This window comes from Allorhizobium sp. GW101-3B10 (assembly GCF_059424725.1).
On record NZ_JBWKZR010000001.1, the window covers coordinates 1831231 to 1853940 of the forward strand.

22 protein-coding genes are annotated in these 22710 nt (G+C 63.9%); 7 read left to right on the forward strand and 15 right to left on the reverse strand.

Annotated elements, in window-relative coordinates; translation table 11 throughout:
- Positions 1 to 66: 66 nt before the first annotated feature.
- The 3 genes from znuA (at position 67) to AC07Y0_RS08860 (ending at position 4393) form a co-directional block, all read left to right on the forward strand.
- Positions 67 to 1071, forward strand: coding sequence for a zinc ABC transporter substrate-binding protein ZnuA (znuA, locus tag AC07Y0_RS08850; protein WP_498676438.1), 1005 nt, complete (start codon positions 67 to 69; stop codon positions 1069 to 1071).
- A 94-nt stretch (positions 1072 to 1165) separates the two neighbouring features.
- A complete protein-coding gene (locus AC07Y0_RS08855; RefSeq protein WP_498676441.1) occupies positions 1166 to 2356 on the forward strand; it encodes a GTP-binding protein in 1191 nt (396 codons plus the stop codon).
- A gap of 105 nt (positions 2357 to 2461) precedes the next feature.
- A complete protein-coding gene (locus AC07Y0_RS08860; protein ID WP_498676443.1) occupies positions 2462 to 4393 on the forward strand; it encodes an O-linked N-acetylglucosamine transferase, SPINDLY family protein in 1932 nt (643 codons plus the stop codon).
- Here AC07Y0_RS08860 and lpxB read toward each other — a convergent pair.
- The 14 genes from lpxB to AC07Y0_RS08930 form a co-directional block, all read right to left on the reverse strand.
- Positions 4390 to 5565 (reverse strand): lipid-A-disaccharide synthase, encoded by a 1176-nt coding sequence (gene lpxB / locus AC07Y0_RS08865; protein ID WP_498676446.1) that lies wholly within the window; start codon positions 5563 to 5565, stop codon positions 4390 to 4392. The two genes, AC07Y0_RS08860 and lpxB, sit on opposite strands and share 4 nt — an antisense overlap.
- Positions 5562 to 6437, reverse strand: coding sequence for an LpxI family protein (locus AC07Y0_RS08870; RefSeq protein ID WP_498676448.1), 876 nt, complete (start codon positions 6435 to 6437; stop codon positions 5562 to 5564). Before AC07Y0_RS08870 ends, lpxB begins: the two co-directional genes overlap by 4 nt.
- Positions 6438 to 6442: 5 nt before the next feature.
- Positions 6443 to 7258: an acyl-ACP--UDP-N-acetylglucosamine O-acyltransferase gene (gene lpxA, locus AC07Y0_RS08875; protein WP_498676450.1), complete on the reverse strand. Its 816-nt coding sequence runs from the start codon at positions 7256 to 7258 to the stop codon at positions 6443 to 6445.
- On the reverse strand, positions 7255 to 7722 hold the full coding sequence (fabZ, locus tag AC07Y0_RS08880) for a 3-hydroxyacyl-ACP dehydratase FabZ (RefSeq protein WP_498676452.1): 468 nt from the start codon (positions 7720 to 7722) through the stop codon (positions 7255 to 7257). Before fabZ ends, lpxA begins: the two co-directional genes overlap by 4 nt.
- Positions 7715 to 8776 (reverse strand): UDP-3-O-(3-hydroxymyristoyl)glucosamine N-acyltransferase, encoded by a 1062-nt coding sequence (gene lpxD / locus AC07Y0_RS08885; RefSeq protein ID WP_498676454.1) that lies wholly within the window; start codon positions 8774 to 8776, stop codon positions 7715 to 7717. Before lpxD ends, fabZ begins: the two co-directional genes overlap by 8 nt.
- 51 nt (positions 8777 to 8827) lie before the next feature.
- A complete protein-coding gene (bamA, locus tag AC07Y0_RS08890; RefSeq protein ID WP_498676456.1) occupies positions 8828 to 11185 on the reverse strand; it encodes an outer membrane protein assembly factor BamA in 2358 nt (785 codons plus the stop codon).
- 193 nt (positions 11186 to 11378) lie between these two features.
- A complete protein-coding gene (gene rseP, locus AC07Y0_RS08895; protein ID WP_498676458.1) occupies positions 11379 to 12512 on the reverse strand; it encodes an RIP metalloprotease RseP in 1134 nt (377 codons plus the stop codon).
- Between the two features lie 32 nt (positions 12513 to 12544).
- Complete coding sequence (locus AC07Y0_RS08900) at positions 12545 to 13378, reverse strand: phosphatidate cytidylyltransferase (protein WP_498676460.1); 834 nt, start codon at positions 13376 to 13378, stop codon at positions 12545 to 12547.
- Between the two features lie 9 nt (positions 13379 to 13387).
- Entirely contained in the window at positions 13388 to 14131 is a 744-nt protein-coding gene (locus tag AC07Y0_RS08905) for an isoprenyl transferase (protein ID WP_498676462.1), read from the reverse strand.
- A 49-nt stretch (positions 14132 to 14180) separates the two neighbouring features.
- A complete protein-coding gene (frr, locus tag AC07Y0_RS08910; protein ID WP_028735036.1) occupies positions 14181 to 14741 on the reverse strand; it encodes a ribosome recycling factor in 561 nt (186 codons plus the stop codon).
- Positions 14742 to 14792: 51 nt separating this feature from the next.
- Complete coding sequence (gene pyrH, locus AC07Y0_RS08915; protein ID WP_498676466.1) at positions 14793 to 15515, reverse strand: UMP kinase; 723 nt, start codon at positions 15513 to 15515, stop codon at positions 14793 to 14795.
- A 102-nt stretch (positions 15516 to 15617) separates the two neighbouring features.
- A complete protein-coding gene (gene tsf, locus AC07Y0_RS08920) occupies positions 15618 to 16544 on the reverse strand; it encodes a translation elongation factor Ts (RefSeq protein WP_498676468.1) in 927 nt (308 codons plus the stop codon).
- A 270-nt stretch (positions 16545 to 16814) separates the two neighbouring features.
- On the reverse strand, positions 16815 to 17582 hold the full coding sequence (gene rpsB / locus AC07Y0_RS08925) for a 30S ribosomal protein S2 (RefSeq protein WP_028735033.1): 768 nt from the start codon (positions 17580 to 17582) through the stop codon (positions 16815 to 16817).
- A gap of 197 nt (positions 17583 to 17779) precedes the next feature.
- Positions 17780 to 18604 (reverse strand): cell envelope integrity EipB family protein, encoded by an 825-nt coding sequence (locus AC07Y0_RS08930; protein WP_454745729.1) that lies wholly within the window; start codon positions 18602 to 18604, stop codon positions 17780 to 17782.
- Between the two features lie 119 nt (positions 18605 to 18723).
- Here AC07Y0_RS08930 and AC07Y0_RS08935 point away from each other — a divergent pair, with 119 nt between their 5' ends.
- Genes AC07Y0_RS08935 through AC07Y0_RS08950 form a run of 4 tightly spaced genes read left to right on the forward strand, consistent with a single transcriptional unit; the run spans position 18724 to position 21620 of the window.
- Positions 18724 to 19194, forward strand: coding sequence for a RidA family protein (locus AC07Y0_RS08935; RefSeq protein ID WP_498676470.1), 471 nt, complete (start codon positions 18724 to 18726; stop codon positions 19192 to 19194).
- Positions 19191 to 19925, forward strand: a complete 735-nt coding sequence (locus tag AC07Y0_RS08940; RefSeq protein ID WP_498676472.1) for a glycerophosphodiester phosphodiesterase — start codon at positions 19191 to 19193, stop codon at positions 19923 to 19925. The genes AC07Y0_RS08935 and AC07Y0_RS08940 overlap by 4 nt, the downstream gene beginning before the upstream one ends.
- Positions 19926 to 19935: 10 nt before the next feature.
- Positions 19936 to 21135, forward strand: coding sequence for a GNAT family N-acetyltransferase (locus tag AC07Y0_RS08945; RefSeq protein WP_498676474.1), 1200 nt, complete (start codon positions 19936 to 19938; stop codon positions 21133 to 21135).
- A gap of 59 nt (positions 21136 to 21194) precedes the next feature.
- Positions 21195 to 21620 carry an HIT family protein gene (locus AC07Y0_RS08950; protein ID WP_498676476.1) on the forward strand — a complete coding sequence of 142 codons (426 nt, stop codon included), beginning with the start codon at positions 21195 to 21197 and terminating at the stop codon, positions 21618 to 21620.
- A 175-nt stretch (positions 21621 to 21795) separates the two neighbouring features.
- On the opposite strand, the gene AC07Y0_RS08955 is transcribed toward AC07Y0_RS08950, so the two are convergent.
- Positions 21796 to 22650, reverse strand: a complete 855-nt coding sequence (locus AC07Y0_RS08955) for an urea carboxylase-associated family protein (protein ID WP_498676478.1) — start codon at positions 22648 to 22650, stop codon at positions 21796 to 21798.
- Between the last annotated feature and the right edge of the window lie 60 nt (positions 22651 to 22710).

Here is a 22710-nt window from a genome sequence, read left to right on the forward strand (position 1 = left end):
ACGTTATAGCATTACGCAATTCATGTAATAATATTACATTACAAACGCAAGATGGAGCTGACACCCATGCCGTTTTCCCGCCTCGGCCTCGCCGCCTCGACCGCCGCCCTTCTTCTCACGCCGTCGCTGGCGCTTGCCGCCCCCCAGGTCGTGGTCTCGATCAAACCGATCCATTCGCTGGTCGCGGCGATCATGCAGGGTGTCGGCGAGCCGTCGCTGATCGTCGAGGGCGCGGCCTCCGCCCATACCTACAGCCTGAGGCCTTCGAACGCCCGGGCGCTGGAAAACGCCGACGTGGTCTTCTGGGTCGGGCCCGGCCTCGAGGCCTTCCTCGAAAAGCCGCTGGAGGCGCTGGCCGGCAAGGCGAAAGTGGTCGAACTCGAGGATGCGCCCGGCCTGGTGCGCCTGCCCTTCCGTGAAGGCGGCGCCTTCGAAGCCCATGAAGACGAAGCCGACCACGCCGTTGGCGAAGCTCCGGCGCATGACGACCATGATGCCCCGGCGGATCATGCGGCGGAAGAACACGCCGGCGAAGATCACGACCATGAACATGGCGGCTTCGACATGCATCTCTGGCTCGACCCGATGAACGCCAAGGCCATGGCCAAGCAGATCGAAGAGACTTTGGTCGCCGCCGATCCCGCCAATGCCGCCCGCTACAAGGCCAACGGCGTGACGCTGGCACAGGAGATCGACACGCTGGACAAGGACATCGCCACCGCGGTGGCCCCTGTGGCCGACAAGCCCTTCGTCGTCTTTCACGACGCCTATCAGTATTTCGAGAACCGCTACAAGATCCGCGTCGCCGGCTCGATCACGGTGAGCCCGGAGACCATGCCGGGCGCCGAACGCGTCTCCGAGATCCATGGCAAGGTGAAGGAGCTTCAGGCGGCCTGCGTCTTCGCCGAGCCGCAGTTCGAACCGAAGCTCGTCTCCGTCGTGACCGAGGGAACCGACGCGAAGGCCGGCACGCTCGACCCCGAAGGCGGTGCGCTTGAGGCGGGTCCGGCCCTCTATCCCGAACTCATGCACAATCTGGCGAAGTCGCTCACCGACTGCCTGTCGCGCTAAGGCCTCGTCGCCATGCCTCCCGGGCGGACCTGCGGGTCCGCCTTTTTCGGCCCTATCGATGTAATAGTATTACAAAAACAGAAAGGTTTGTTCCATGGACAAGCTTCCCGTCACCGTGCTCTCCGGTTTCCTCGGCGCCGGCAAGACAACACTCCTCAACCATGTGCTGTCCAATCGCAGCGGGCTCAAGGTCGCCGTCATCGTCAACGACATGAGCGAAGTGAATATCGACGCGGCGCTGGTGCGGGGGGGCGAGGCGGCACTGTCGCGCACCGACGAGCAACTGGTCGAGATGAGCAATGGCTGCATCTGCTGCACGCTGCGCGATGACCTGTTGAAGGGCGTTCGCGATCTCGCCGCGCAGAACCGCTTCGACTATCTCCTCATCGAAGCGACCGGGATCGCCGAGCCACTGCCGATCGCCACGACCTTCGATTTCCGCGATGAGCATGGCTTCAGCCTCTCGGACATCGCCCGTCTCGATACCATGGTGACGGTGGTGGACGCCGCCAATCTGCTGACCGACTATGCCTCCGTCGATTTTCTCTCCGACCGCGGCGAGACCGCCGGTGACGGGGACAACCGCACGCTGGTCGATCTGCTGGTCGAGCAGATCGAGTTCGCCGACGTCATCGTGCTCAACAAGATCGGGACGGCAACGCCGGAACAGCGCGACGCGGCGCGCAAGATCATCGCCGGCCTCAACCCCGACGCCCGGCTGATCGAGGCCGACTTCGGCCAGGTCGAGCCACGCGACATTCTCGGCACCGGCCTGTTCGACATCGCCAAAGCCGAGACGCACCCCCTCTGGTTCAAGGAATTGCACGGCTTCAAGGACCATGTGCCGGAGACCGAGGAATACGGCATCCGCTCCTTCGTCTATCGGGCGCGCCAGCCCTTCGATCCGAAGAAACTGCAGGCCTTCATCGGCCGCACCTGGCCGGGGGTCATCCGCGCCAAGGGCTTCTTCTGGCTGGCGACGCGGCCCGACCATGTCGGGGAACTGAGCCAGGCCGGCGCCATCGTGCGCACCGGGCGCATGGGTCTCTGGTGGGCGGCGGTCCCGCGCCAGCGCTGGCCGGACGACGCCGAATTCCGCAAGGCCATGGCGCCCTATCTCGATCCGGTCTGGGGCGACCGCCGCCAGGAAATCGTCTTCATCGGCGCCGATCCGATGGATGAGGCTTCGATTGTCGCCGAACTCGACGCCTGTCTCGTCGAGGCTACCGGCTTCACGCCGGCTGCCTGGTCCCGCATGAAGGACACTTTTGCCCCGTGGCAATGACCTGACGGCAGAGCCCTGCCCGGCCCGGACGACAGGGCCCTGCCAAAAGCCAGGCGCAAGTTCTGTCCGCTAGAGGCAGGGGCATGTGTTGGAACTGCGGGGAGCATGCGCTTGTCATTCGACGACCGGCTGGCGGAGGCCGAAGCCATGTTTTCGGCGGAACGGTATTCCGAGGTCCTCACCCTGCTTGCCGGGCTGATGCCGGAGGCTGCGAACCACCGCCCCGCCGAACTGCTCGGCGAGACCCTGCTGAAACTCGGCATGGTCGGCGAGGCGGCCGAAGCCTTCGAGCATGCCGGCCTCAAGGGATCGCCGCAGCCCTATCCGCTTCTCCTCAAAGCAGCGCGGCTCTATTTCGGCGCCGGCCGCCTCGACAAGGCGCTGGCGCTTGCCGTCCAGCTCAACCGGCACCAGCCGGCCGATCCGGCCCCCGCCTTCATCATCGCTTCGGTCGGACTGAAGGCGGGCCAGCCAGGCCTGCTCGTCGATTCCATCAAGAACCTGCTGGTCGACAGCGACGATCCGGAGCACCTGAAGCTCGCCGTGCCACTGATCGGCGACGATCTGCGCAATGCCAGGAACCTCACGCTGTTTGCCAAGCTGCGGCGCCTCTTTCCGGACGATCCCTTCATCCGCACGACGCTCATGGGATTTGCCCGCGAATTCTGCGACTATCCGATCCTGCTGGCCGAGGAACAGGCCCTGCGCGCCGAAATCGCCTCCGGCGACACGCGGGCGCTTGCCGCGGAAACGCCGCACTACAATCTGATGTGGTGCGGCGACGAAGCGCTGAACCGGCTCGCCACCAATATCACCGGCCTCGCTCCCTTCGCTGCCGACGCGCCCGCGCGCCGACGCGCGCGACCGCACAGGTTCGGCGACAGGATCCGCGTCGGTTATCTCTCCAACGATTTCTGGGCCGATCATGCGACGATGCGGCTCATGCGCGGGGTGCTCAAGGCGCATGACCGCGACCGCTTCGACATCTCCCTCTATTGCCACACCCCCGAACGTTTCATCGGCGGGGATGCTGCGGCCCGCGCCGAATGGGGCCGGATCACGCGCATCGAGGGCATGGCCGACGACGAAGCCACAGCCACCATGCAGCGGGACGGCATCGATGTTCTCGTCGACCTCAAGGGCCACACCGCCGGCTCCCGCTCGCGGCTGATGAATGCCCCGGTGGCCCCTGTGCATGTGGCCTGGCTCGGCTTTCCCGGCTCGAGCGTCGGCGTCGACTGCGACTATGTGATCGGCGACCGTTTCGTCCTGCCGGACGGCGCCAGCCCTCACTATCACGAGAAATTCTGCCGCATGCCGGAGAGCTATCAGCCGAACGACCCGTGGACGCGCACAGTGCCCGGCCCCGCGGCGCGGCGCGCCTTTGGTCTACCAACGGACCGTTTCGTCTTCTCCGCCTTCAACAGCCAGCGCAAGAATGCGCCCGAAGGGATCGGCCTTTGGGCGCGGGTGCTCGTCGCCAATCCCGAGGCCGTGCTGTGGCTGATGGTCGACGGCACCCATGCGCGAAACGCCACCGCCGATTTCCTGCGGCGCGCTGGCGTGCGTTCCGACCAGTTCATCTTCGCGCCGAAGATGCCCTATGCGAGCCACCTGGCCCGCGTTCCGGCCGCCGATATCGGTCTGGACAGCTTCCCCTACAATGGCCACACGACCACCTCTGACATGCTCTGGGCCGGACTGCCCGTGGTAACCCGCAAGGGCACGAACTTCGCCTCACGGGTCTCGGAGAGCCTGCTGAACGCCATCGGCCTGCCGGAACTGGTCGCCGAGGATGCGGACGCCTTCGTCGCGCTGTGCAGCGCGCTTGTCTCGGACCGCGAGCGTGTCGCACGCCTTCGCCAGACGATCGCCGACAACCGCTTCATCGCGCCGCTGTTCGACGCGGAGCGCTTCTGTCGCCATCTGGAATGGGGCTATCGTCACATGGTCGAGCGGGCCAGGGCCGGACTGCCGCCGGAGCATTTCGACGTGCCGGCGCTCGCGCCCCGCACCGCGCCCTTCCGGGCTTCTTAAAGTCGCCCGCGCCGGGCCAGCAGGTCGAGCACGATACGGCTGCCCTCGACGCCCGAGGGCTGCTCGGTCTGCAGCCTTTGCCAGACCAGGTCGAAACCTTCGAGCATGGCCCGCTGCTGCAGCGTATCGGCGGCAAGGCGTTCGGCCATGCGCAGAAGATTGCCGGGGCGGACATAGTCGTTGAGAAATTCCGGAACGAACGGGTAGTCGGCAATCAGATTGGGCAGCGCACCGCTCCAGGTCTTGATGCGGTGGCTGAGCATGGTGATCAGCCAATCGGTCTTGTAGGTCGACACGACCGGAACGGTGGCGAGCGCCAGCTCCAGGATGACGGTGCCGGATGCGGCGATCGCCGCATCGGCCTCGGCGAAGGCGCGCCATTTCGCCTCCTCGCCCGTCAGCACCTCCGGCTTCAGGTCCCAGTCGGCAATCATCTGGCGCACGCGCGCCTCCTGGCGCGGGACGGTCGGCAGCAGGAACCGCGTCGGGCCATTGCGGGCGACGAAATCGCGCATGGTTTCGCCGAAAATCGGCAAAAGGGTCGTGATCTCGGCGCCGCGCGAGCCGGGCAACAGCAGGATCGTCTTTTCCTCGTCCAGGCGCTTGGGTCGCTTACCGGCCCGCGCCGCGCGCGTCTCCAGCAGTTTCTCGTTGGTCACCAGCCGATGGCCGACGAAATGGGTCGGCGGGCCGCCGAGATCGCGCATCACCTGCGGCTCGAAGGGCAACACGGCCAGAACCTCGTCGACATAGGCAAGCATCGCCTTGGCGCGGTATTCCTTCCAGGCCCAGACGCTCGGGCAGACGTAATCGACCACGGGCAGGTCAGGCAGTGCCTGGCGCACCTTTTTCGCCACCCGGTGGGTGAAATCGGGGCTGTCGACGATCAAAAGCAGGTCGGGCCTGGCCGCGATGATCGCCTTGGCCGTCAAGCCGATCAGGCGGATGAAGCGCGGCAGCCGCGCCAGAACCCGGGTGAGCCCCATCACGGAAAGCTCGGAAAAATCGAAGAGCGGCTGAAGTCCCTGCCGCTCGAGCGCATCGCCGCCAACGCCAACCAGTTCGATCGGCCCGCCGTGGCGGTCCTTCAGCGCGGCGATCAGGTCCGCGCCCAGGAGATCCCCCGAGACTTCTCCGGCGATGACGGCGATCTTCAGGGGCCTGGTGCTCATGGGGTTCCTCCGGCAAGGCCGCGATCGATGCCGATGACGAACAGTCCGGCCTCGTCTGCCGCACTGATCAGCGCCTCGCGCTCGATCACCAGTGCCCGGCCAGCCTCGACGGCGATGCCGGCCAGCCCCGCCTTTCTGGCATTCTCGATGGTCGAACGGCCGATCGACGGCAGGTCGGCGCGTACGTCCTGCTGCGGCTTGCAAAGCTTGACCAGCACGCCCTTGCGATGCTGCGAGATGCGTTTTTCGGCTCTGAGATGCGCCACGCGCTCCAGCATGGCGTCGGTGCCCTCGACGCCCTCGAGCGCGACGATGCGTCCGCCGACGCTTACCGCCCCCTGCCCTACATCGAGACGGCCGAGCGCCTCGGCGGCTTCCGCACCGCGGGCGATGTCGCGCCAGTCGTCGGCAGAGGGGGAAACTTTACCGATCGGACCGGTGTCGGCGAGCAGGTCGGGGGCAATCTCGTGCGCGCCGATCACGTGGCAGCCTTGCGCCTCGATCAGGCCGATCACCATTTTCAAAACGACGTCGTCGCCACCGGCAAGCAAGGTCTTCACGGCCATGGGCAGCTTGAGCAGCGACTTCAGATTGACGCGGATCTCGCCGAAGGCCGGCCGTCGCTTGACGCCGCCCGAAAGCACGACGCGATCGATCGCGTTGGTCTTCAGCAGCGCCGACAGGCCGGCCATGTCACCGACGCCGATGACGGCCGAATCGAAGCCCTGCCATTGCTGGTCGGCTTCGTTGCGAAGGCGGAGAATGAAGGGATTCTCGCCGGCGGCGCGCGCCGCCTCGGCGACGTAAAGAGGCAAGAAGCCGCCACCGGCGACGATCGCCAGGCGGCCTTTGCGAGCCCCGGTCGGCGCCACGGCGATCAGCTCTTGCCGCGGAACGGCGATGACAGGGCGCGGTCGCTCTCCGCCGCAATGAAATCAAGGATTTCAATGACCGGCGGGCAATCGAGATACTCGTCGCGGATGGCAGCGGCATTGACGCGCGCCGAGGCTTCGCCCTCGAAGATCTGCTTGAAGGCGCGGCGCACCTGATGGATGACCGAACGCTCGATACCGGCGCGCGTCATGCCAACGACGTTGAGGCCACCGAGCACGCCCGGATTGCCGTTGAGCATGCCGTAAGGGATGACGTCATAGCTGACGGCGGACAGCCCGCCGACGAAGGCCTGGCGACCGATGCGGGTAAACTGGTGCACGGCCGAACCGCCCCCGAGAATGACCCGGTCCTCGACTTTCACATGGCCGGCGAGCATGACATTGTTCGACAGGATGATGTTGTCGCCAAGCTGGCAATCATGGGCGACATGCGAATTGGCGAGGAAGAGGTTGTTGCTGCCGACCACCGTCTTGCCGCCGCCCTCGGCGGTTCCGGTGTTCATCGTCACGCCCTCGCGCATCGTGCAGTTGTCGCCGATGGAAAGTGTGGTTTCCTCGCCGGCATGGTGGACGCTCTGCGGCTCACCGCCGATGACGGCGCAGGCATGGATCTTGGCATTGCGTCCGATCGTCGTGCGGCCGATGACGACCGCATGGGAAAGCAGCTCGCAACCGTCGCCGAGCGTCACCTTCGGCCCGACATGGCAGAAGGGGCCGATCTTCACATTCGCCCCGATCACGGCGCCGTCCTCGACGACGGCCATGGGGTGAATGACGGCGCCTGGCCCGATCGTGCTCATTTCTCGTCCTTGCGCATGATCATGGCGCCGATGTCGGCCTCGGCCACCAGGGCGCCGTCGACCTTGGCGTCACAGTGGAACTTCCAGATGTTGCCGCGCTGCTTTTGCTTGAAGACATGGAACTCGACGCGGTCGCCCGGCACCACCGGCTTGCGGAAGCGGGCATTGTCGATGGTCATGAAATAGACGAGGTTGCCGCCGCCGCCCTGCTGGCGCGTACAGATCGCGCCGGCGGTCTGGGCCATACCCTCAATCAGCAGCACACCCGGCATGATCGGGGATTCGGGGAAATGACCGGTGAAATGCGGCTCGTTGGCCGTGACGTTCTTGATGCCGATCGCCGAGTTGTCGCCGTCGATCTCGATGATCCGGTCCACCAGCAGGAACGGATAGCGATGCGGCAAAAGCTTCATGATCTCGAGAATGTCGGCGGAGCCGAGCTCGGTCTTGACCTGATCAGTCATTCGTTCCCCCCTTCTGCTTGCGGTTTTCGGACTGACTCAAGGCCGCCGCAACGTCTTTTAGAAAATCCTTCATCGGTCGGGCCGGAATGCCGCCATAACGTTCGCCCGGAGGCACGTCCGACAGCACGCCGCTCATCGCCGCGATCTGCGCGCCGTCGCCGATGGTGACGTGGCCGTTCACGCCGCAGGCGCCGCCGATCATTACGCCGTCACCGATCTTGGTGCTGCCGGCGATGCCGACCTGGGCGACGATGCCGCAATGACGGCCGATGCGAACATTGTGGCCGATCTGCACGAGATTATCGATCTTCGTGCCTTCGCCGATCACGGTGTCGTCCATCGTGCCGCGGTCGATCGTCGTGTTGGCTCCGATCTCGACATTGTCCTGGATGATGACGCGGCCGATCTGCACGATCTTCAACATGCCGCGCGGGCCGGGCGCATAGCCGAAGCCGTCCTGACCGACGCGCGCGCCGTTGTGGATGATGACATTGTTGCCGATCAGGGCGGACTGGATCGTCGCGCCGGCGGCGATCGTGCAGCCGCGGCCGATCCTGACGCCGGCGCCGATCACGGTGCCTGCGCCGATGCGGCTACCCTCGCCGATCTCCACATCCGCGCCGATCACGGCCATCGGCTCGACCAGCACGTCCGGCTCCAGCCTTGCGGTCGGGTCGACGAAGGCGGCGGGCGAAATCCCGTTCTGGGACGGAGAGACCGGTACCGGGCGCAAGGCTTCCGGATGGAGCAGGCCCCCGGCCTGGGCGAAAGCCATGGCCGGCGACGATGCCAGCAGCACCGGTATATGATCGGGAATGAGAGATTTCAGCGCCTTGTCGCACAGGATCGCCGAGGCCTCGCAGGTCTTCAGCTCTTCCTTGCTCCGGCGCGACAGAATGTAACAGATGTCACCCTGCTTGGCCCTATAGACCGGCGCGACCGACCGGATCACCCGCTCGCCCGCGCCCGCATCCTGTAGTTCCGCCCCGATCTGCGCCGCAAGCGACGCCAGAGAGATCCCCTCACGGGGCGGAAAAAAATGATTATGCTCCATCAGCCAAAACCCCAGAACGTTACTCAACCAGCAGCTCTGGACTGCAAGACCTTAGAACTGGTTCGCCATGCTGAAGCGGAAGTTCTGGACCTCGTCGAAGTCCTCCTTGGCAACCGGAACAGCGTAATCGAAGCGCAGCGGACCGAACGGCGACAGCCACATGATACCTGCACCAACCGACGCACGCCAGCTCATGTCCGTGCCTTCGACGGTCGAACCACCCGTATCGACCTTGTTGCCGTAGAGCGTACCGGCATCGGCGAAGACCGTACCGCGGATGTTGAGATCCGACGGGAACAGCGGCAGCGGGAAGTTGGCTTCCGCCGAAACCGTCATGTAGGTCGTGCCGCCGAGCGGATCGCCGTCCGCACGCGCACCGATACCGTTGCTGGCGAAGCCGCGCAGATCCTTGCCGCCGATCTGGAACTGATCGAAGACGTTGAGCGAATCGCCGGTCGCGACCATGTGGCCGGCGCCTGCGGAGAGCGAACCCACGAGGTCCATGTCTTCCGAAAGCGTGTGGAAGTAACGGGCACGGCCATAGACCTTGTAGAAGTCCGAATCGCCGCCCAGACCCGCATATTCGTGCGTAAAGGTCGCATAGATACCGTCACGCGGCATATTGCGGTCGTCGACAGTGTTGTAGACAACCGAATGACCGATGATCGACTGCTTCCAAGGGCTGCCCTCGATCAGATCGATGTAAGGATCCGCCAGGCGGTCGTCGGCGGTGTACGGAAGTCCGTCCGTACCATAGGCGCCGTCTTCCTTGTACTTCAGTTCCTTGTAGGTGTAGCGAACGGTGGTCGCCAGATCCTCGGTGATCGGCGCGGTCACGCGAACGGTCGCACCCATTTCCTCGTAGTCATAGTTCGAATTGCTGCTGGTCTGGCTCTTGAACAGGTCAAAGCCGGCGGCAAGACGATAGCCGAGGAAATAAGGCTCGGTGAACGAGAAGTTGTAGGTACGGCTGTCTTCCAGACCACCGCCAACGGCGAGGCGGATGAACTGGCCGCGACCGAGGAAGTTCTTTTCTTCGACCGAGGCTTCCAGAACGAGGCCGTCACCGCCGACCGAGTAGCCGGCGCCGATGCCGAACGAACCGGTCGGCTGGTCGACCACGTCGACGACCACGACGACGCGGTCCGAAGCACTGCCCGGCGCGGTCGAGATGTTGACGGTCGTGAAGTAGCCGAGAGACTCCAGGCGGCGCTTGGCGCGGCTGATAGTCTCCTGGTTGAAGGCGTCGCCTTCGGAGATGTCGAATTCGCGACGGATGACATAGTCACGCGTACGGGTGTTGCCGCGGATCTCGATACGCTCGACATAGGCGCGCTCGCCCTGGTCGACCAGATAGGTCACGCCGATCGTGTTGTTCTCGAAATTGCGGTCGCCGCGCGGAACGACGCGGGCAAACGGATAGCCGGCGGCCGAAACGCGCTGGGAGATCGCTTCCATCGACTTCTGGATGTCGCGGGCGCTGTAGGTATTGCCGGCGCGAGTTTCGAGCAGGCGCTCGAGTTCGGTCGCATCGATGCCTTCAACGGTCGACTCGACGGCGATGTTGCCGAACTTGTAGCGCTCGCCTTCATCGACGGTGATCGTGATGGCATATTCGTTGCCGGTCTCGTTCAGCGTCGCTTCCGACGAAATCACGCGGAAGTCGGCGTAGCCGTGATTGTAGTAGAACTGGCGCAGCGCTTCTTCGTCAGCGCGCAGCTTGTCCTCGTTATAGACGTCCTTGCGGGTCAGGAAGGACAGCATGTTGGAGCGCTTGGTCTGCAGAACAGCCGCCAGGCGACCGTCGCCATAGGCATTGTTGCCGACGAAGTTGATCTGGGTGATCTTGGTGCGCTCGCCTTCGTTGATGACGAAGGCCAGATTGACACGGCCTTCAGCGACCGGAACGACCTGGGTCGTCACTTCGATGTCGCTGCGGCCGATGCCGGCATAGGCTTCCTTGATGCGCTCGATGTCGGCAGCGATGAGACTGTCGCTATAGGGACCCATGGGCTGCGTCTGCACGAAGCCACGCAGCTTGTCGTCCTTGATCTTGCGGTTGCCGTTGAACACGACCTGGTTGACGAGCTGGTTCTCGGTCACATTGACGACAAGCGTGCCGCCGGAAACCGAAATGCGCACATCCGAGAAGAAGCCGGTCGCATAGAGACGCTTGACCGATTCATCGATGTCGACATTGGAAAAACTCTGGCCGGGCTTGATGGTGATATTGGAGCGAACTGCATCCACACCGACACGCTGCACGCCACGGACATCGATACGCTGGATCACGGCCGCTTCGGCGACCGCAGCCGACGCGAGAAGAGCCACGCCTGCGCCCGAAGAAACAACACCAGCAGACAGCGCGACCGCCGACACCGCGTTCAAAAATCTTGAACCAGCCTTCATGTTTATTCTCAACCTTCTTCCATTGCCCCGGGGTCGTTGCCGACTCCGGCCCGTGTGTGGTTTTAACGGCTTTTACCCTACAAGCAAGTACGGACGTTAAATTCTATTTACTTCATTTGCAGCCGTGGCCCAATCGCCACTATGAGTTTGAAACATCGTAAACAAATCCTCTCCGCCGTGACAAGCCGAGACTCTAGCCGATTAACCGACTGATATCATTCCACGTTGCAAACACCATCAGCGACAGGATCATCACCAGGCCTATACGGAAAGCGATTTCCTGTGCGTTCTGCCCGACGGGCTTCCCGCGAATTGCCTCAAGCGCGTAGAGGACCAGGTGGCCGCCGTCAAGGACCGGAACTGGCATCAAATTGAGAAGCCCCAGGGAAACGGAAAGAACGGCTGCGAGATTGAACAGCGCGACGATCCCCAGGGTCGCCATCTGGCCGGACGCCTGGACGACCCGCACGGGTCCGCCGAGCTGATCCGCATTCATCCGACCGGCCACCAGATTGGACAGATAGTCGAAGGTGCCGGTAACGATGTGCCAAGTCTGCAGGGCGCCCTCGCCCACGGCCTGAAGCGGCGTCAGTTCGACAATGCGGAAATTGCCGCTCTGCTGGTTGGTGACGATACCGATCTGACCCACTTCCATCTCGTTGCCGAAACGATCCGTGGTGACGGCGCGACGCGGCACCATGTCCAGTCCGATCTCGCTGCCGTCCCGACGAACCGTGACGACCACCGGGATCTCGGGGCGCATGCTGATGTAGCGCACCACGTCGTCGAAGGTTTCGATGCGCGCGCCGTCGAGCGCGACGAGCACGTCGCCCGGCTTGACGCCCGCCTCGAAAGCGGCGCTCCCGGCCTTGACCTCGGCGACGACGGGATCTGCGACCGGCTTGCCCTGCGTCGCGAACAGCACGGCGAAAATGGCGATCGCCGCGACGAAATTGGCGATCGGACCTGCAGCCACGGTGACCGCACGCTTCCACAGCTTGGCGCCGGCCAGGGTCTGGGCGCGCTCGGCCAGCGTCATCTCCGCCAGTTCATCGCCATCCGCAAGGCTTGCCGCATCGGCATCGCCGTAGAACCGGACATAACCGCCGAGCGGGATGGCCGAAAGCTTCCAGCGGGTTCCGTGCGTATCGGTGTAGCCGACGATTTCCGGGCCGAAGCCGATGGAAAAAGCCAGAACGCGGATTCCCGACCAGCGGCCGGCAAGATAATGGCCAAGCTCGTGCACGAAGACGAGAAGCGACAGGACCACGACGTAGGGAAGGATATAGCCGGTCAGAAAACCGAAGAAGGCGGTAATGTGGTCCATCGTCCAATCCTATTCATGATGCTTTCGCGGTCTCACAGACCGAAAAGGAAAGCACCGAGAGAGTCGACAGCCCCCATGCCGACCGCGGAGAAACCTATCGCAATAAAGAATGCGGCGAAACAGGCAAATACCAGGGCGTCCACCCGATCCATCACGCCGCCATGCCCAGGGATGAGATGGCTGGAATCCTTCACGCCGAACCGACGCTTGATGAAGGATTCGAAGAGGTCGCCGATCTGGCCGGCGACCGACAGGAACAGCGCGATCAAGGGAACCCAGAGGCCGATCGACTGGAAGAAGGAAAGCGCGACGGCAACGCCGCCCAGCACGCCGGCGATTGTCCCACCGACAGCGCCGGACCAGGTCTTGCCGGGCGAGATGCGCGGCGCAAGCTTTGGCCCGCCAATGGCGCGGCCGACGAAATAGGCGAGGATGTCGGTCGACCAGACCACGGCAAAGACGAAGATCATTGCCGCAAAGCCCAACTGGTCCTCGCCGCGGATCGCCGCGAGCGAAACCGCACTCAGGCCCGCATAGAAGATCCCGCCCGGCTGCCACCAGCTCCAATTGCCGATGATGGCGGGGAGAACGGCGGTGAGGACAAGGCCGGCGAACAGCGGAATGGTAAGGTCGGCTTGGCCGAACAGCATGTTGGCGACGATGGCGACCATCGAGAACCAGCCGAATGCGTGGCCGCGCATGCTGCGCTCGCCAAGCTTGGTCATGGACGACCATTCGTAATAGACGAACAGGCCGATGGCGCCCGCAAGGATGCGGAATGCCGCGCCACCGAACCAGGTTGCCACCAGCACGACGGCAACCAAGACGATGGCGGAATAGATGCGAAGTGTCAGTTCCCGGCTCATGGTCAGGCCTTAAGATCCCGAGGCCACAGCCTTGGCGGACAGGCCGCCGAAGCGTCGGTCGCGGGCGCTGAAACGCTCGAGTGCGGCGAAGAACACCTCGCGGGTAAAGTCCGGCCAGAGGTCGGGCACGAACATGAGTTCGGCATAGGCCGCCTGCCACAAGAGGAAGTTGGACAGCCGCTCCTCGCCGCTGGTGCGGATGATCAGATCCGGATCGGGAATATCGGCCGTATCGAGCCGTTCGTCGATCATCTGTGCATTGATGTCCGACGCCTTGAGGTGCCCGGCTGCCACGTCGGCGGCGAGGCTTGCGGCTGCCCGCGCGATCTCGTCACGGGAGCCGTAGTTGAAGGCGATGACGACGGTGAGCGCGGAATTGCCCCGCGTCGTCTCTTCGGCCTCCAGCAGCAACGAGCGAATATCCTCGCGCAGACTGGCCCGGTCGCCGATGATGCGGATACGGACATTCTCGCGGTGCAGTTCCGCCAGGTCCCGGCGGATGAAGGTCTTCAGCAGGCCGAAGAGATCGTTGATCTCCGCTTCCGGACGGCGCCAGTTCTCCGAGGAGAAGGCAAACAGCGTCAGATAGCGGATGCCGGCCTCCCCCGCCGCCCGCACCGTTTCGCGCACCGCCTCGACGCCCTTGCGGTGCCCGAAGGATCGCGGCAGTCCGCGCGCGCTTGCCCATCGGCCATTGCCATCCATGATGATTGCAACATGCTCGGGTACGGCGCGTTTTTCAGCTGTCGACATATTCGGTCCGGTTCAATGCGTCCTGGGCGGGCAAAACGAAACGCGCATGCTAGACCTGCATGATTTCCTTTTCCTTCTCGACGAGCAAGCGGTCGATATCGGAAATCGTGTCGTCCGTCATCTTTTGCACCTTGTCGGAGGTGGAGCGGCTGATGTCCTGGCCGATCACGCCATCCTTCTCGGCCTTCTTGAGGCCTTCCATGCCGTCGCGGCGCACGTGGCGAATCGCCACCTTGGCCTTTTCGGCATATTCGTGCGCGACCTTGACGAGCGACTTGCGGCGTTCCTCGTTCAACTCGGGCAGCGGGATGCGCAGGTTCTGGCCGTCGACGATCGGATTGAGGCCGAGATTGGCTTCGCGGATGGCCCGGTCGACGGCGTTGACCATCGACTTGTCCCAGACCGAAATGCCGAGCATGCGGGGTTCCGGAACGGTGACGTTGGCGACCTGGTTCAGCGGCATGCGCGAGCCATAGGCCTCGACCGTCACCGGATCGAGAATATTGGCCGATGCGCGGCCGGTGCGCAGCGACGCGATGTCGTGCTTGAACGCGTTGATCGCGCCATCCATGCGGCGCTTGATGTCGTTGAGATCAATACCTTCGCTCATGATGAACTCCCTTGTAGCCGGACGGCGGACCGTAGGATCGGTCGCCTGCCCTCAATTGTCACTGACGATGGTCTTGCAGCCACCGCCGGAAAGGATCTCGCCGAACCCGCCCTTTTCGTGGATGGAGAAGACGATGATCGGAATTGCGTTTTCGCGCGCCAGCGCCACGGCCGCCACGTCCATGACCGCGAGGCCCTTTTCGAGCACTTCGCTGTGGGTCAGATGGTCGAAGCGCGTCGCGGTCGGATCCTTCTTCGGATCGGCCGAATAGATACCATCGACCTGGGTCCCCTTGAAGATCGCCTCGGCGCCGATTTCGGCGGCACGCAGTGCGGCGGCCGAGTCGGTCGTGAAGAACGGATTGCCGGTGCCCCCGGCGAAGATCACCACGCGGCCCTGCGCCATGTGATGCAGCGTCTGGCGCTGGGAGAAGCTTTCGCAAATCTCCGGCATGGCGATGGCGGAGAGCACCACTGTGTCGATGTCGAGCTTGCGCAGCGAGGTAGCCAGCGCCAGCGCGTTGATCACGGTCGCCAGCATGCCCATGTGATCGCCGGTTACCCGATCGCCACCCTTGGAGGCCACAGCCACGCCGCGGAAGATGTTTCCGCCCCCGACCACGACCCCCACTTCGACACCCAAGGCACGCGCCTCGGCGATGTCACTGGCGATCCGGTCGGCAACCGCGACGTCGATGCCGAAGCCCTGGCTGCCCATCAAGGCCTCGCCGGAAGCTTTGAGAAGAACGCGCTTGTAGAGTGGTTTGGAAGTCATGCTGTATCCTCGGACAATTCTGAAGCCGGATACACGAAGGGCACCGCGTTGTCACGCGATGCCCCGACTTTTCCCTAACAAGGTCGATCGACCGAAAGCCGATCAGCCCTTGGCGACAGCGGCCACTTCGGCAGCGAAATCGCTCTCTTCCTTCTCGATGCCTTCGCCGAGCAGCAGGCGTGCCATGCCGACGACTTCGATCGACGCGCCGGCGAGCTTTTCAGCGTCCTTGACGGCCTGGCCGACGGTGATGTCGGGGTTCATGACGAAGGCCTGCGACAGCAGGGCGACTTCTTCGAAGAACTTGCGCATGCGGCCTTCGACCATCTTTTCGATGATCGCGTCCGGCTTGCCGGAAGCGCGCGACTGTTCGATGAAGACGTTGCGTTCGCGTTCGGCGACGGCGGCGTCGACTTCTTCCGAGCGGATGGCGAGCGGGTTGGTCGCAGCGATGTGCATGGCGACCTGCTTGCCGATCGAGGTCAGGACTTCCTTGTCGCCGACCGACTTCAGCGCAACCAGCACGCCGAGCTTGCCGAGGCCGTCGCCGGCAGCGTTGTGGACGTAGGTCGCGACGACGCCGTGGTCGACTTCCAGCAGAGCGGCACGACGCAGCGCCATGTTCTCGCCGATGGTGGCGATCGCATCCTTGATGGTGTCGGAAACCGACTTGCCCGAAGCCGGGTAGGTGGCGGCGGCGATCGCGTCAACCGAACCGTCGGTGGTCAGGGCAACCGAAGCAACGCCGCGGACGAGATCCTGGAAGGCATCGTTGCGGGCAACGAAGTCGGTCTCGGAGTTGACTTCGACGACGACAGCCTTGTGGCCGGCGCTGGCAATGCCGATGAGGCCTTCGGCAGCGGTGCGGCCCGACTTCTTGTCGGCCTTGGCGATGCCCTTGGCGCGCAGCCAGTCGATCGCGGCTTCGATGTCACCGTTGTTCTCGGTGAGCGCCTTCTTGCAATCCATCATGCCTGCGCCGGACTTTTCGCGCAGTTCCTTTACCAGTGCTGCTGTGATTTCAGCCATTGTGTGCCTCTTGTCGGTTCAATCGTGCGCCAGCCTTTTGCAACGAAGTGCGGCCTGCGCCCTGTTTGGGGGACGAAATGTACCCGGAAATGTGACAGCGTGATGAAGCGGGGCCATCACGGAAATAGTCGGTCCGCCTTGTCGATCGCAGCGCAAAGGCGCCGGCAGATCTTCAAAGGGGTAAGGCCGCCCGGGAGCACGGGGCTTCCAGGCGGCCGATCCCAATCGGGAAAAGCCGGCAGGGCGACAAGGCCCTGCCGCGCGGCGCCGTCAGGCGCCGGCTTCTGCTTCGAGAGCCGGCTCGATCGGAGCTTCGGCGGAACCGCCGATGTCACGACCCGAAGCGCCCTGCTGGCGAGCGATGCCGTCGATGGCAGCGCGGGCGATCAGGTCGCAGTACAGCGAGATGGCGCGCGAAGCGTCGTCGTTGCCCGGGATCGGATAGTCGATCAGGTCCGGATCGCAGTTCGAGTCGATGATGGCGACGACCGGGATGCCGAGGCGCTTGGCTTCGTCGATCGCGATCTTTTCCTTGTTGGTGTCGATGATGAACATCAGGTCCGGGGTGCCGCCCATGTCGCGGATACCGCCGAGAGCCTTGTCCAGTTTTTCGCGTTCGCGCTCGAGGTTCAGGCGTTCCTTCTTCGTGAAGCCCTGGGCTTCCGAGTTCAGGATTTCGTCGAGCTTGCGCAGACGCTGAATAGAGTTCGAGATCGTCTTCCAGTTGGTCATCATGCCGCCGAGCCAACGCGAGTTGACGTAGTACTGGGCCGAACGCTTGGCCGAGTCGGCAATCAGTTCCGACGCCTGGCGCTTGGTGCCGACGAACAGGACGCGACCGCCGCGGGCCACGGTGTCGGACACGACCTGAAGGGCGCGCGACAGCAACGGCACGGTCTGTGCGAGGTCGATGATGTGGATGTTGTTACGATCGCCGAAGATGTACGGCTTCATCTTCGGGTTCCAGCGGTGAGTCTGGTGGCCGAAGTGAACGCCTGCTTCCAAGAGCTGGCGCATGCTGAAGTCTGGCAATGCCATGCCTTTATTCTCCTTTTTCCGGTTTAACCCCCGCGAGACAAACAGCACCGTTTAAGGCGCCACCGGCGGAACCTTCCGGATTTCTCCCGGTCGATCCCAAGCCTCGCGTGTGGAATGTTGGTGGCCTTATAGCGACTCTTTCGGGAAATCAAGGCTTTTCGGCCAGAAAACGGTTTGTCCCGTCCGACGCCAGCGCCTCAATGGCAGTCGCCGGTGCCCAGCACTTCGAGCTTGGTCAGCTTGCCGGTCAGGATGAAATCGCCATAGTCGAGCGTCAGGTCACGCGAAATGCCGTTCTCGTAGAGCTTGAACGACTGCGTGTAGATCGGCAGCAGGTCGCCCGAGGCCTTCTCGTCGAAATAGGCGATCGACACCGGCCAGTAAGCCTGGCCCGCCACGAGACCGGTGGACTTGTCGGCCGCCTCGGACTCTGTCGGCTTGCGGGCCGGACCAACCACAGTGGTGGTCAGGTAGCTCTTGTCGCCGTCTTCCGAGCCATCGAAGATGCGGGCCTCGAACAGGGCCTTGCCCTTTCTGGCGTTCTCGATGACCTCGAGCATGTGTTCCGCCGGGAATCGGCTGTCGGCGAGCTCCAGCGCGCGGGGCGCCGGCTCTTCCAGCTCGATCATGACCTTGCCGTTCTCGTCGGCTGCGGCCCCGCTCACGTCCTTGTCCATCTGGTCGTCGGTGAACGACTTGGTCTCGAAACGGAACTTTCCGGCGGCCAGATCCTCGAAGGTCTTGCTCTGCTGATCGGTGACACGGATCTGCTCGCCCGTATCGATGCGGGTGACGAAGCGGAAGTTGGTCGTGTAGCCGGCGCATTCCGAGCCGCTGAATTCGTAGACCATTCGGCCGCGCATGCCCTCGATGCCGGATCGTTCCGAAGCCTGCTTCAGCTGAATGTCGTAGACCGCCCGGTGCGGCACGAGACCGCCGGCCACCGCCGCGTTGGCGATGGCTGCCGTCAGGCTGACGGCGGAGCCGGCGACCAAGGCCATGGCTAAGCTCGAACGAAACATCGACATCCTCCTGTTGCACTTGGCGGCGATGTTATAAGAACAGATCCGGCAAAAGCGAGACAAGCTTTTGATCACAACGAGATTCTCTTCAATTATTTTACGCAGACCGGGAAACGCACATGACCGATACGATCGACGGCCGTCTGAAGGCCATGGGAATCACCCTGCCGGAAGCGGCAGCGCCAGCCGCCAACTATGTCCCCTACGTGATCAGCGGCAACCTTCTCTATCTCTCCGGCCAGTTGCCGATCGAAGGTGGAAAGATCGCCGTCACCGGCCTGGTCGGCAGTGACGTCGCACTCGCGGACGCCCAGCGCGCCGCCGAACTCTGCGCGATCAATATCCTTGCCCAGGCGAAGTCTGCCCTGTCCGGCGATCTTTCCCGCATCGTGCGCGTCATCAAGCTCAACGGATTCGTCGCCTCGGCCCCGGGTTTCGTCGAACAGCATCTCGTCATCAACGGCGCATCCAACCTGATCGCCGGCGTGCTGGGCGAGGCCGGCAAGCATGCGCGCGCCGCCGTCGGCATGGCGGCGCTTCCGCTCAATGCCGCGGTCGAGATCGACGCGATCCTGGAGATCGCCCTGTGAGAGACGTCAGCTGGATCAAGGACGTGCCGGTCGCCCATCGCGGCTTCCACGACCAGAACAAGACGGTATGGGAAAACACGCTCTCGGCCTTCCAGCGCGCCATCGACGCGGGCTTTGCCATCGAGTGCGACATCCAGCTGTCGTCCGACAGCGTGCCGATGGTCTTCCACGACCATGACCTGCAGCGGCTGTGCGGCATTGCAGGCGAAGTGCGCGAGCGCACGGCCGGCGAACTCGGCCTCTTGTCGATCGGTGCCACGGCCGACAAGATCCCTTCGCTGAAGAAGATGCTCGCCCTGGCCAAGGGGCGGGTGCCGCTGGTGATCGAACTCAAGGGCATCGATGCCGAGCACGACGACGGACTTGCCGAATCCGTGCTGGAGGTGCTCGAAGGCTATCAGGGCAAGGTCGCGCTGATGAGTTTCGACTTCTGGCTGCTGCGGGACCTGAAGAAGCTCGACTGCCCCTACCCGGTCGGCCTGACGGCCGAGGGCGTGCGGCCCGAACAGTTCGCCGCCCATGAAGAGGCCATGCAGCTCGGCCTCGACTTCATCTCCTATTGCGCCCCGCACCTGCCCAACAGCTTCGTCACGGCGCAGCGCGAACGCGGAATTCCGGTGATTACCTGGACTGTCAGGGATGAAACCATGCGCACCCATACCTATACTCATGCGGACCAGATGACCTTCGAGGGTTTCGATCCCCGCGAGGCCGCCATCGCCAGCGCATGATGGGAGACGCATGTCAGGAGACGTGACGATCCGGATCGAACGATCCTTTGCCAATATCGCTCCTGAACGCTGGGCCATGCTCGGCGGCGCCAGACGCGGCGCGGACGGATACAATCCGTTCGCCTCGCATGCCTTCCTGTCGGCGCTCGAGGAATCCGGCTCGGCCACGGCCGAGACCGGCTGGCTCGGTCATCATCTCCTCCTGGAGGACGCAGCCGGCGACCTGCTCGGCGCCCTGCCCTGTTATCTCAAGAGCCACAGCCGCGGCGAATATGTCTTCGACCAGGGCTGGGCCGACGCCTATGAGCGGGCCGGCGGCCGCTACTATCCGAAACTGCAGAGCGCCTTTCCCTTCACGCCGGCGACCGGTCCGCGGCTGATGGTGGCCGAAGGGCGCGATCCGGCGGAAATCCGGCCGCTGCTCGCTGGCGGGCTCCGCCAGGTGGCCGACGAACTCGGCGTTTCGTCCGCGCATGCAACCTTCATTCCCGAGGACGAGTTGCCGGCCTTCACCGGCAGCGGCTATCTGCACCGGACCGACCAGCAGTTCCATTTCCTCAATGCCGGTTATGCCGACCACGAGGCCTTCCTGGAGACGCTCGCCTCGCGCAAGCGCAAGGCGCTGAGGAAGGAACGCCGGGCGGCGCTGGAGAACGGCATCGAGATCGACTGGCTGACCGGCGGCGACCTCACCGAGGACATCTGGGACCAGTTCTTCACCTTCTACATGGACACCGGCAGCCGCAAATGGGGGAAACCCTATCTGACGCGGGCCTTCTATTCGCTGATCGGCGAGCGCATGGCCGACGACATCCTGCTGGTCATGGCAAGACGCGACGGGCGCTATGTGGCGGGCGCCATCAACTTCATCGGCGCGGACGCGCTCTACGGCCGGCACTGGGGCTGCATCGAGGATCACCCCTACCTGCATTTCGAGGTCTGCTATCACCAGGCGATCGATTTCGCCCTGTCTAAGGGACTGAAGCGGGTCGAGGCCGGCGCCCAGGGCGAGCACAAGCTGGCGCGCGGCTATGAGCCCGTCACCACGCATTCGGCCCACTATATCGCCCATCCGGGCTTAAGGCGCGCCGTCGCCGACTATCTCGAGCACGAGCGGCGCGAGGTGGAGCAGATGGCCGAAATCCTCGGCGAGCATACGCCCTTCCGCCGCGGCGAGCGCCAGCAGCGCGACGGCGAGAGCGACGAATAGGCCGCTTGATCATCGCCCGCCGGCTGGCTTAACTACGGCCAAACCTCAGGAGATTCCCGATGACCAGTTCCGCCTACGATCCGAACAACATCTTTGCCAAGATCCTGAAGGGCGAGATCCCCTCGGTGAAGCTCTACGAGGATGAGGACACCCTCGCCTTCATGGACGTCATGCCCCAGGCGACCGGCCACCTGCTGGTCATCCCCAAGGTCGGTTCGCGCAATCTGCTCGACGCCGATCCGACGGTGCTTTCCAAGCTGATCCCGGTCGTGCAGAAACTCGCCGTCGCCGCCAAGGAAGCCTTCGACGCCGACGGCGTCTTCGTCGCCCAGTTCAACGAACCGTCCGCCGGCCAGACCGTCTACCACCTGCACTTCCACGTCATCCCGCGCCATGAGGGCGTGCCGCTCAAACCGCATTCGGGCAAGATGGAAGACATCGAAGTGCTGAAGGCCAATGCCGAGAAGATCAAGGCGGCGCTGTGACAACCACCCTCCCCTTGAGGGGGAGGGTCGGAGCGCAGCTCCGGGGTGGGGTGACGCCGCGACCATGCACCCGATGACCCGGCGCAAAGGTCACCCCCACCCGCGCGTTCCGCGCGACCTCCCCCATCAAGGGGGAGGTGTCCACGACGGCGAACCATGAAGGTTCAGCCCTCGTCTATTCCGGATTGCGATAGCCGTTCCGCTCCGGGAAGGGCCAGTCTTTCACCAGCTCCATGTCCGGCCGGAAGATCTCCACCTTGAGCGGATAGCAGGCAGCGACATCGCTCGAATGCTTGGCGCTGCAATCGCCTCCCGGGCAGGCCGACAGGCCGCCCAGGAGGTCGATCTCGGCGAAGAACTCGATGTAGTCGCCGGGCCGCACCGGGCTCGCCTTCATGAAATACTGGTGGGTGTCGGCGGTGAAGCCGGTGCACATGAAGACGTTGAGCACGTCGTGCACGAAGGGTTCGGCCTCTGCGAACGACAGGCCCTTGGCGCCGGCCAGCGCCCGGGTCAGGTTGGAATGGCAGCAGTGGTGATAGTCGCCGCCCGAGAGCAGCTTGTTGGTGTAGGGATCGCAGCGCGTGCCGATGACGTCGTGCACACTGCCGCCGAATTCGTCGAAGCCGTACCAGCCGAGCGTGTCATGGGTGATCGTCGCCATCGGCCGGAGATTGGGGAGCGTGCTCCACAGGCGGTTGCCGGTCGTCACATGGGTGGCGTGAAGCGCGCGCGTCTTGCCCGAAAAGAAGCGTTCGGTGAGGTCGTTCGCGTTCCACAGGTTGAGATCGCCGACCTGCGGGCCGTCGATGCTGAGGATGCGGAAGAAGTGCCCCTTCGGCACGGAGAAGGTGGCGCCCTCGCGCGGCGGCACGATCACCTCGTCGACCTTGGTCAGCGTCTCGCGGGCGCGCCGCAGCATGGCCATGTCCGGCACCGGCAGCGTCTCGACGGGATAGCAGACCACGGGCTTGACGGCGCGGCGCTCGGCGGCATCGGTCGGGGCGGTGACGGAGGACGTGGAAGACATGGCGGTTCCTGTGTTTGCGGTTCCGAAAAGTGTAAGAGCTATAGACCTGTAACGGCCGCC

Excerpts from the sequence above, each read along its gene's own strand:
- znuA (WP_498676438.1), top strand. The coding sequence starts at position 67 with ATGCCGTTTTCCCGCCTCGGCCTCGCCGCCTCGACCGCCGCCCTTCTT.
- AC07Y0_RS08855 (WP_498676441.1), top strand. The coding sequence starts at position 1,166 with ATGGACAAGCTTCCCGTCACCGTGCTCTCCGGTTTCCTCGGCGCCGGC.
- AC07Y0_RS08860 (WP_498676443.1), top strand. The coding sequence starts at position 2,462 with ATGCGCTTGTCATTCGACGACCGGCTGGCGGAGGCCGAAGCCATGTTT.
- lpxB (WP_498676446.1), bottom strand. The coding sequence starts at position 5,565 with ATGAGCACCAGGCCCCTGAAGATCGCCGTCATCGCCGGAGAAGTCTCG.
- lpxA (WP_498676450.1), bottom strand. The coding sequence starts at position 7,258 with ATGAGCACGATCGGGCCAGGCGCCGTCATTCACCCCATGGCCGTCGTC.
- fabZ (WP_498676452.1), bottom strand. The coding sequence starts at position 7,722 with ATGACTGATCAGGTCAAGACCGAGCTCGGCTCCGCCGACATTCTCGAG.
- lpxD (WP_498676454.1), bottom strand. The coding sequence starts at position 8,776 with ATGGAGCATAATCATTTTTTTCCGCCCCGTGAGGGGATCTCTCTGGCG.
- bamA (WP_498676456.1), bottom strand. The coding sequence starts at position 11,185 with ATGAAGGCTGGTTCAAGATTTTTGAACGCGGTGTCGGCGGTCGCGCTG.
- rseP (WP_498676458.1), bottom strand. The coding sequence starts at position 12,512 with ATGGACCACATTACCGCCTTCTTCGGTTTTCTGACCGGCTATATCCTT.
- AC07Y0_RS08900 (WP_498676460.1), bottom strand. The coding sequence starts at position 13,378 with ATGAGCCGGGAACTGACACTTCGCATCTATTCCGCCATCGTCTTGGTT.
- AC07Y0_RS08905 (WP_498676462.1), bottom strand. The coding sequence starts at position 14,131 with ATGTCGACAGCTGAAAAACGCGCCGTACCCGAGCATGTTGCAATCATC.
- frr (WP_028735036.1), bottom strand. The coding sequence starts at position 14,741 with ATGAGCGAAGGTATTGATCTCAACGACATCAAGCGCCGCATGGATGGC.
- pyrH (WP_498676466.1), bottom strand. The coding sequence starts at position 15,515 with ATGACTTCCAAACCACTCTACAAGCGCGTTCTTCTCAAAGCTTCCGGC.
- tsf (WP_498676468.1), bottom strand. The coding sequence starts at position 16,544 with ATGGCTGAAATCACAGCAGCACTGGTAAAGGAACTGCGCGAAAAGTCC.
- rpsB (WP_028735033.1), bottom strand. The coding sequence starts at position 17,582 with ATGGCATTGCCAGACTTCAGCATGCGCCAGCTCTTGGAAGCAGGCGTT.
- AC07Y0_RS08930 (WP_454745729.1), bottom strand. The coding sequence starts at position 18,604 with ATGTTTCGTTCGAGCTTAGCCATGGCCTTGGTCGCCGGCTCCGCCGTC.
- AC07Y0_RS08935 (WP_498676470.1), top strand. The coding sequence starts at position 18,724 with ATGACCGATACGATCGACGGCCGTCTGAAGGCCATGGGAATCACCCTG.
- AC07Y0_RS08945 (WP_498676474.1), top strand. The coding sequence starts at position 19,936 with ATGTCAGGAGACGTGACGATCCGGATCGAACGATCCTTTGCCAATATC.
- AC07Y0_RS08950 (WP_498676476.1), top strand. The coding sequence starts at position 21,195 with ATGACCAGTTCCGCCTACGATCCGAACAACATCTTTGCCAAGATCCTG.
- AC07Y0_RS08955 (WP_498676478.1), bottom strand. The coding sequence starts at position 22,650 with ATGTCTTCCACGTCCTCCGTCACCGCCCCGACCGATGCCGCCGAGCGC.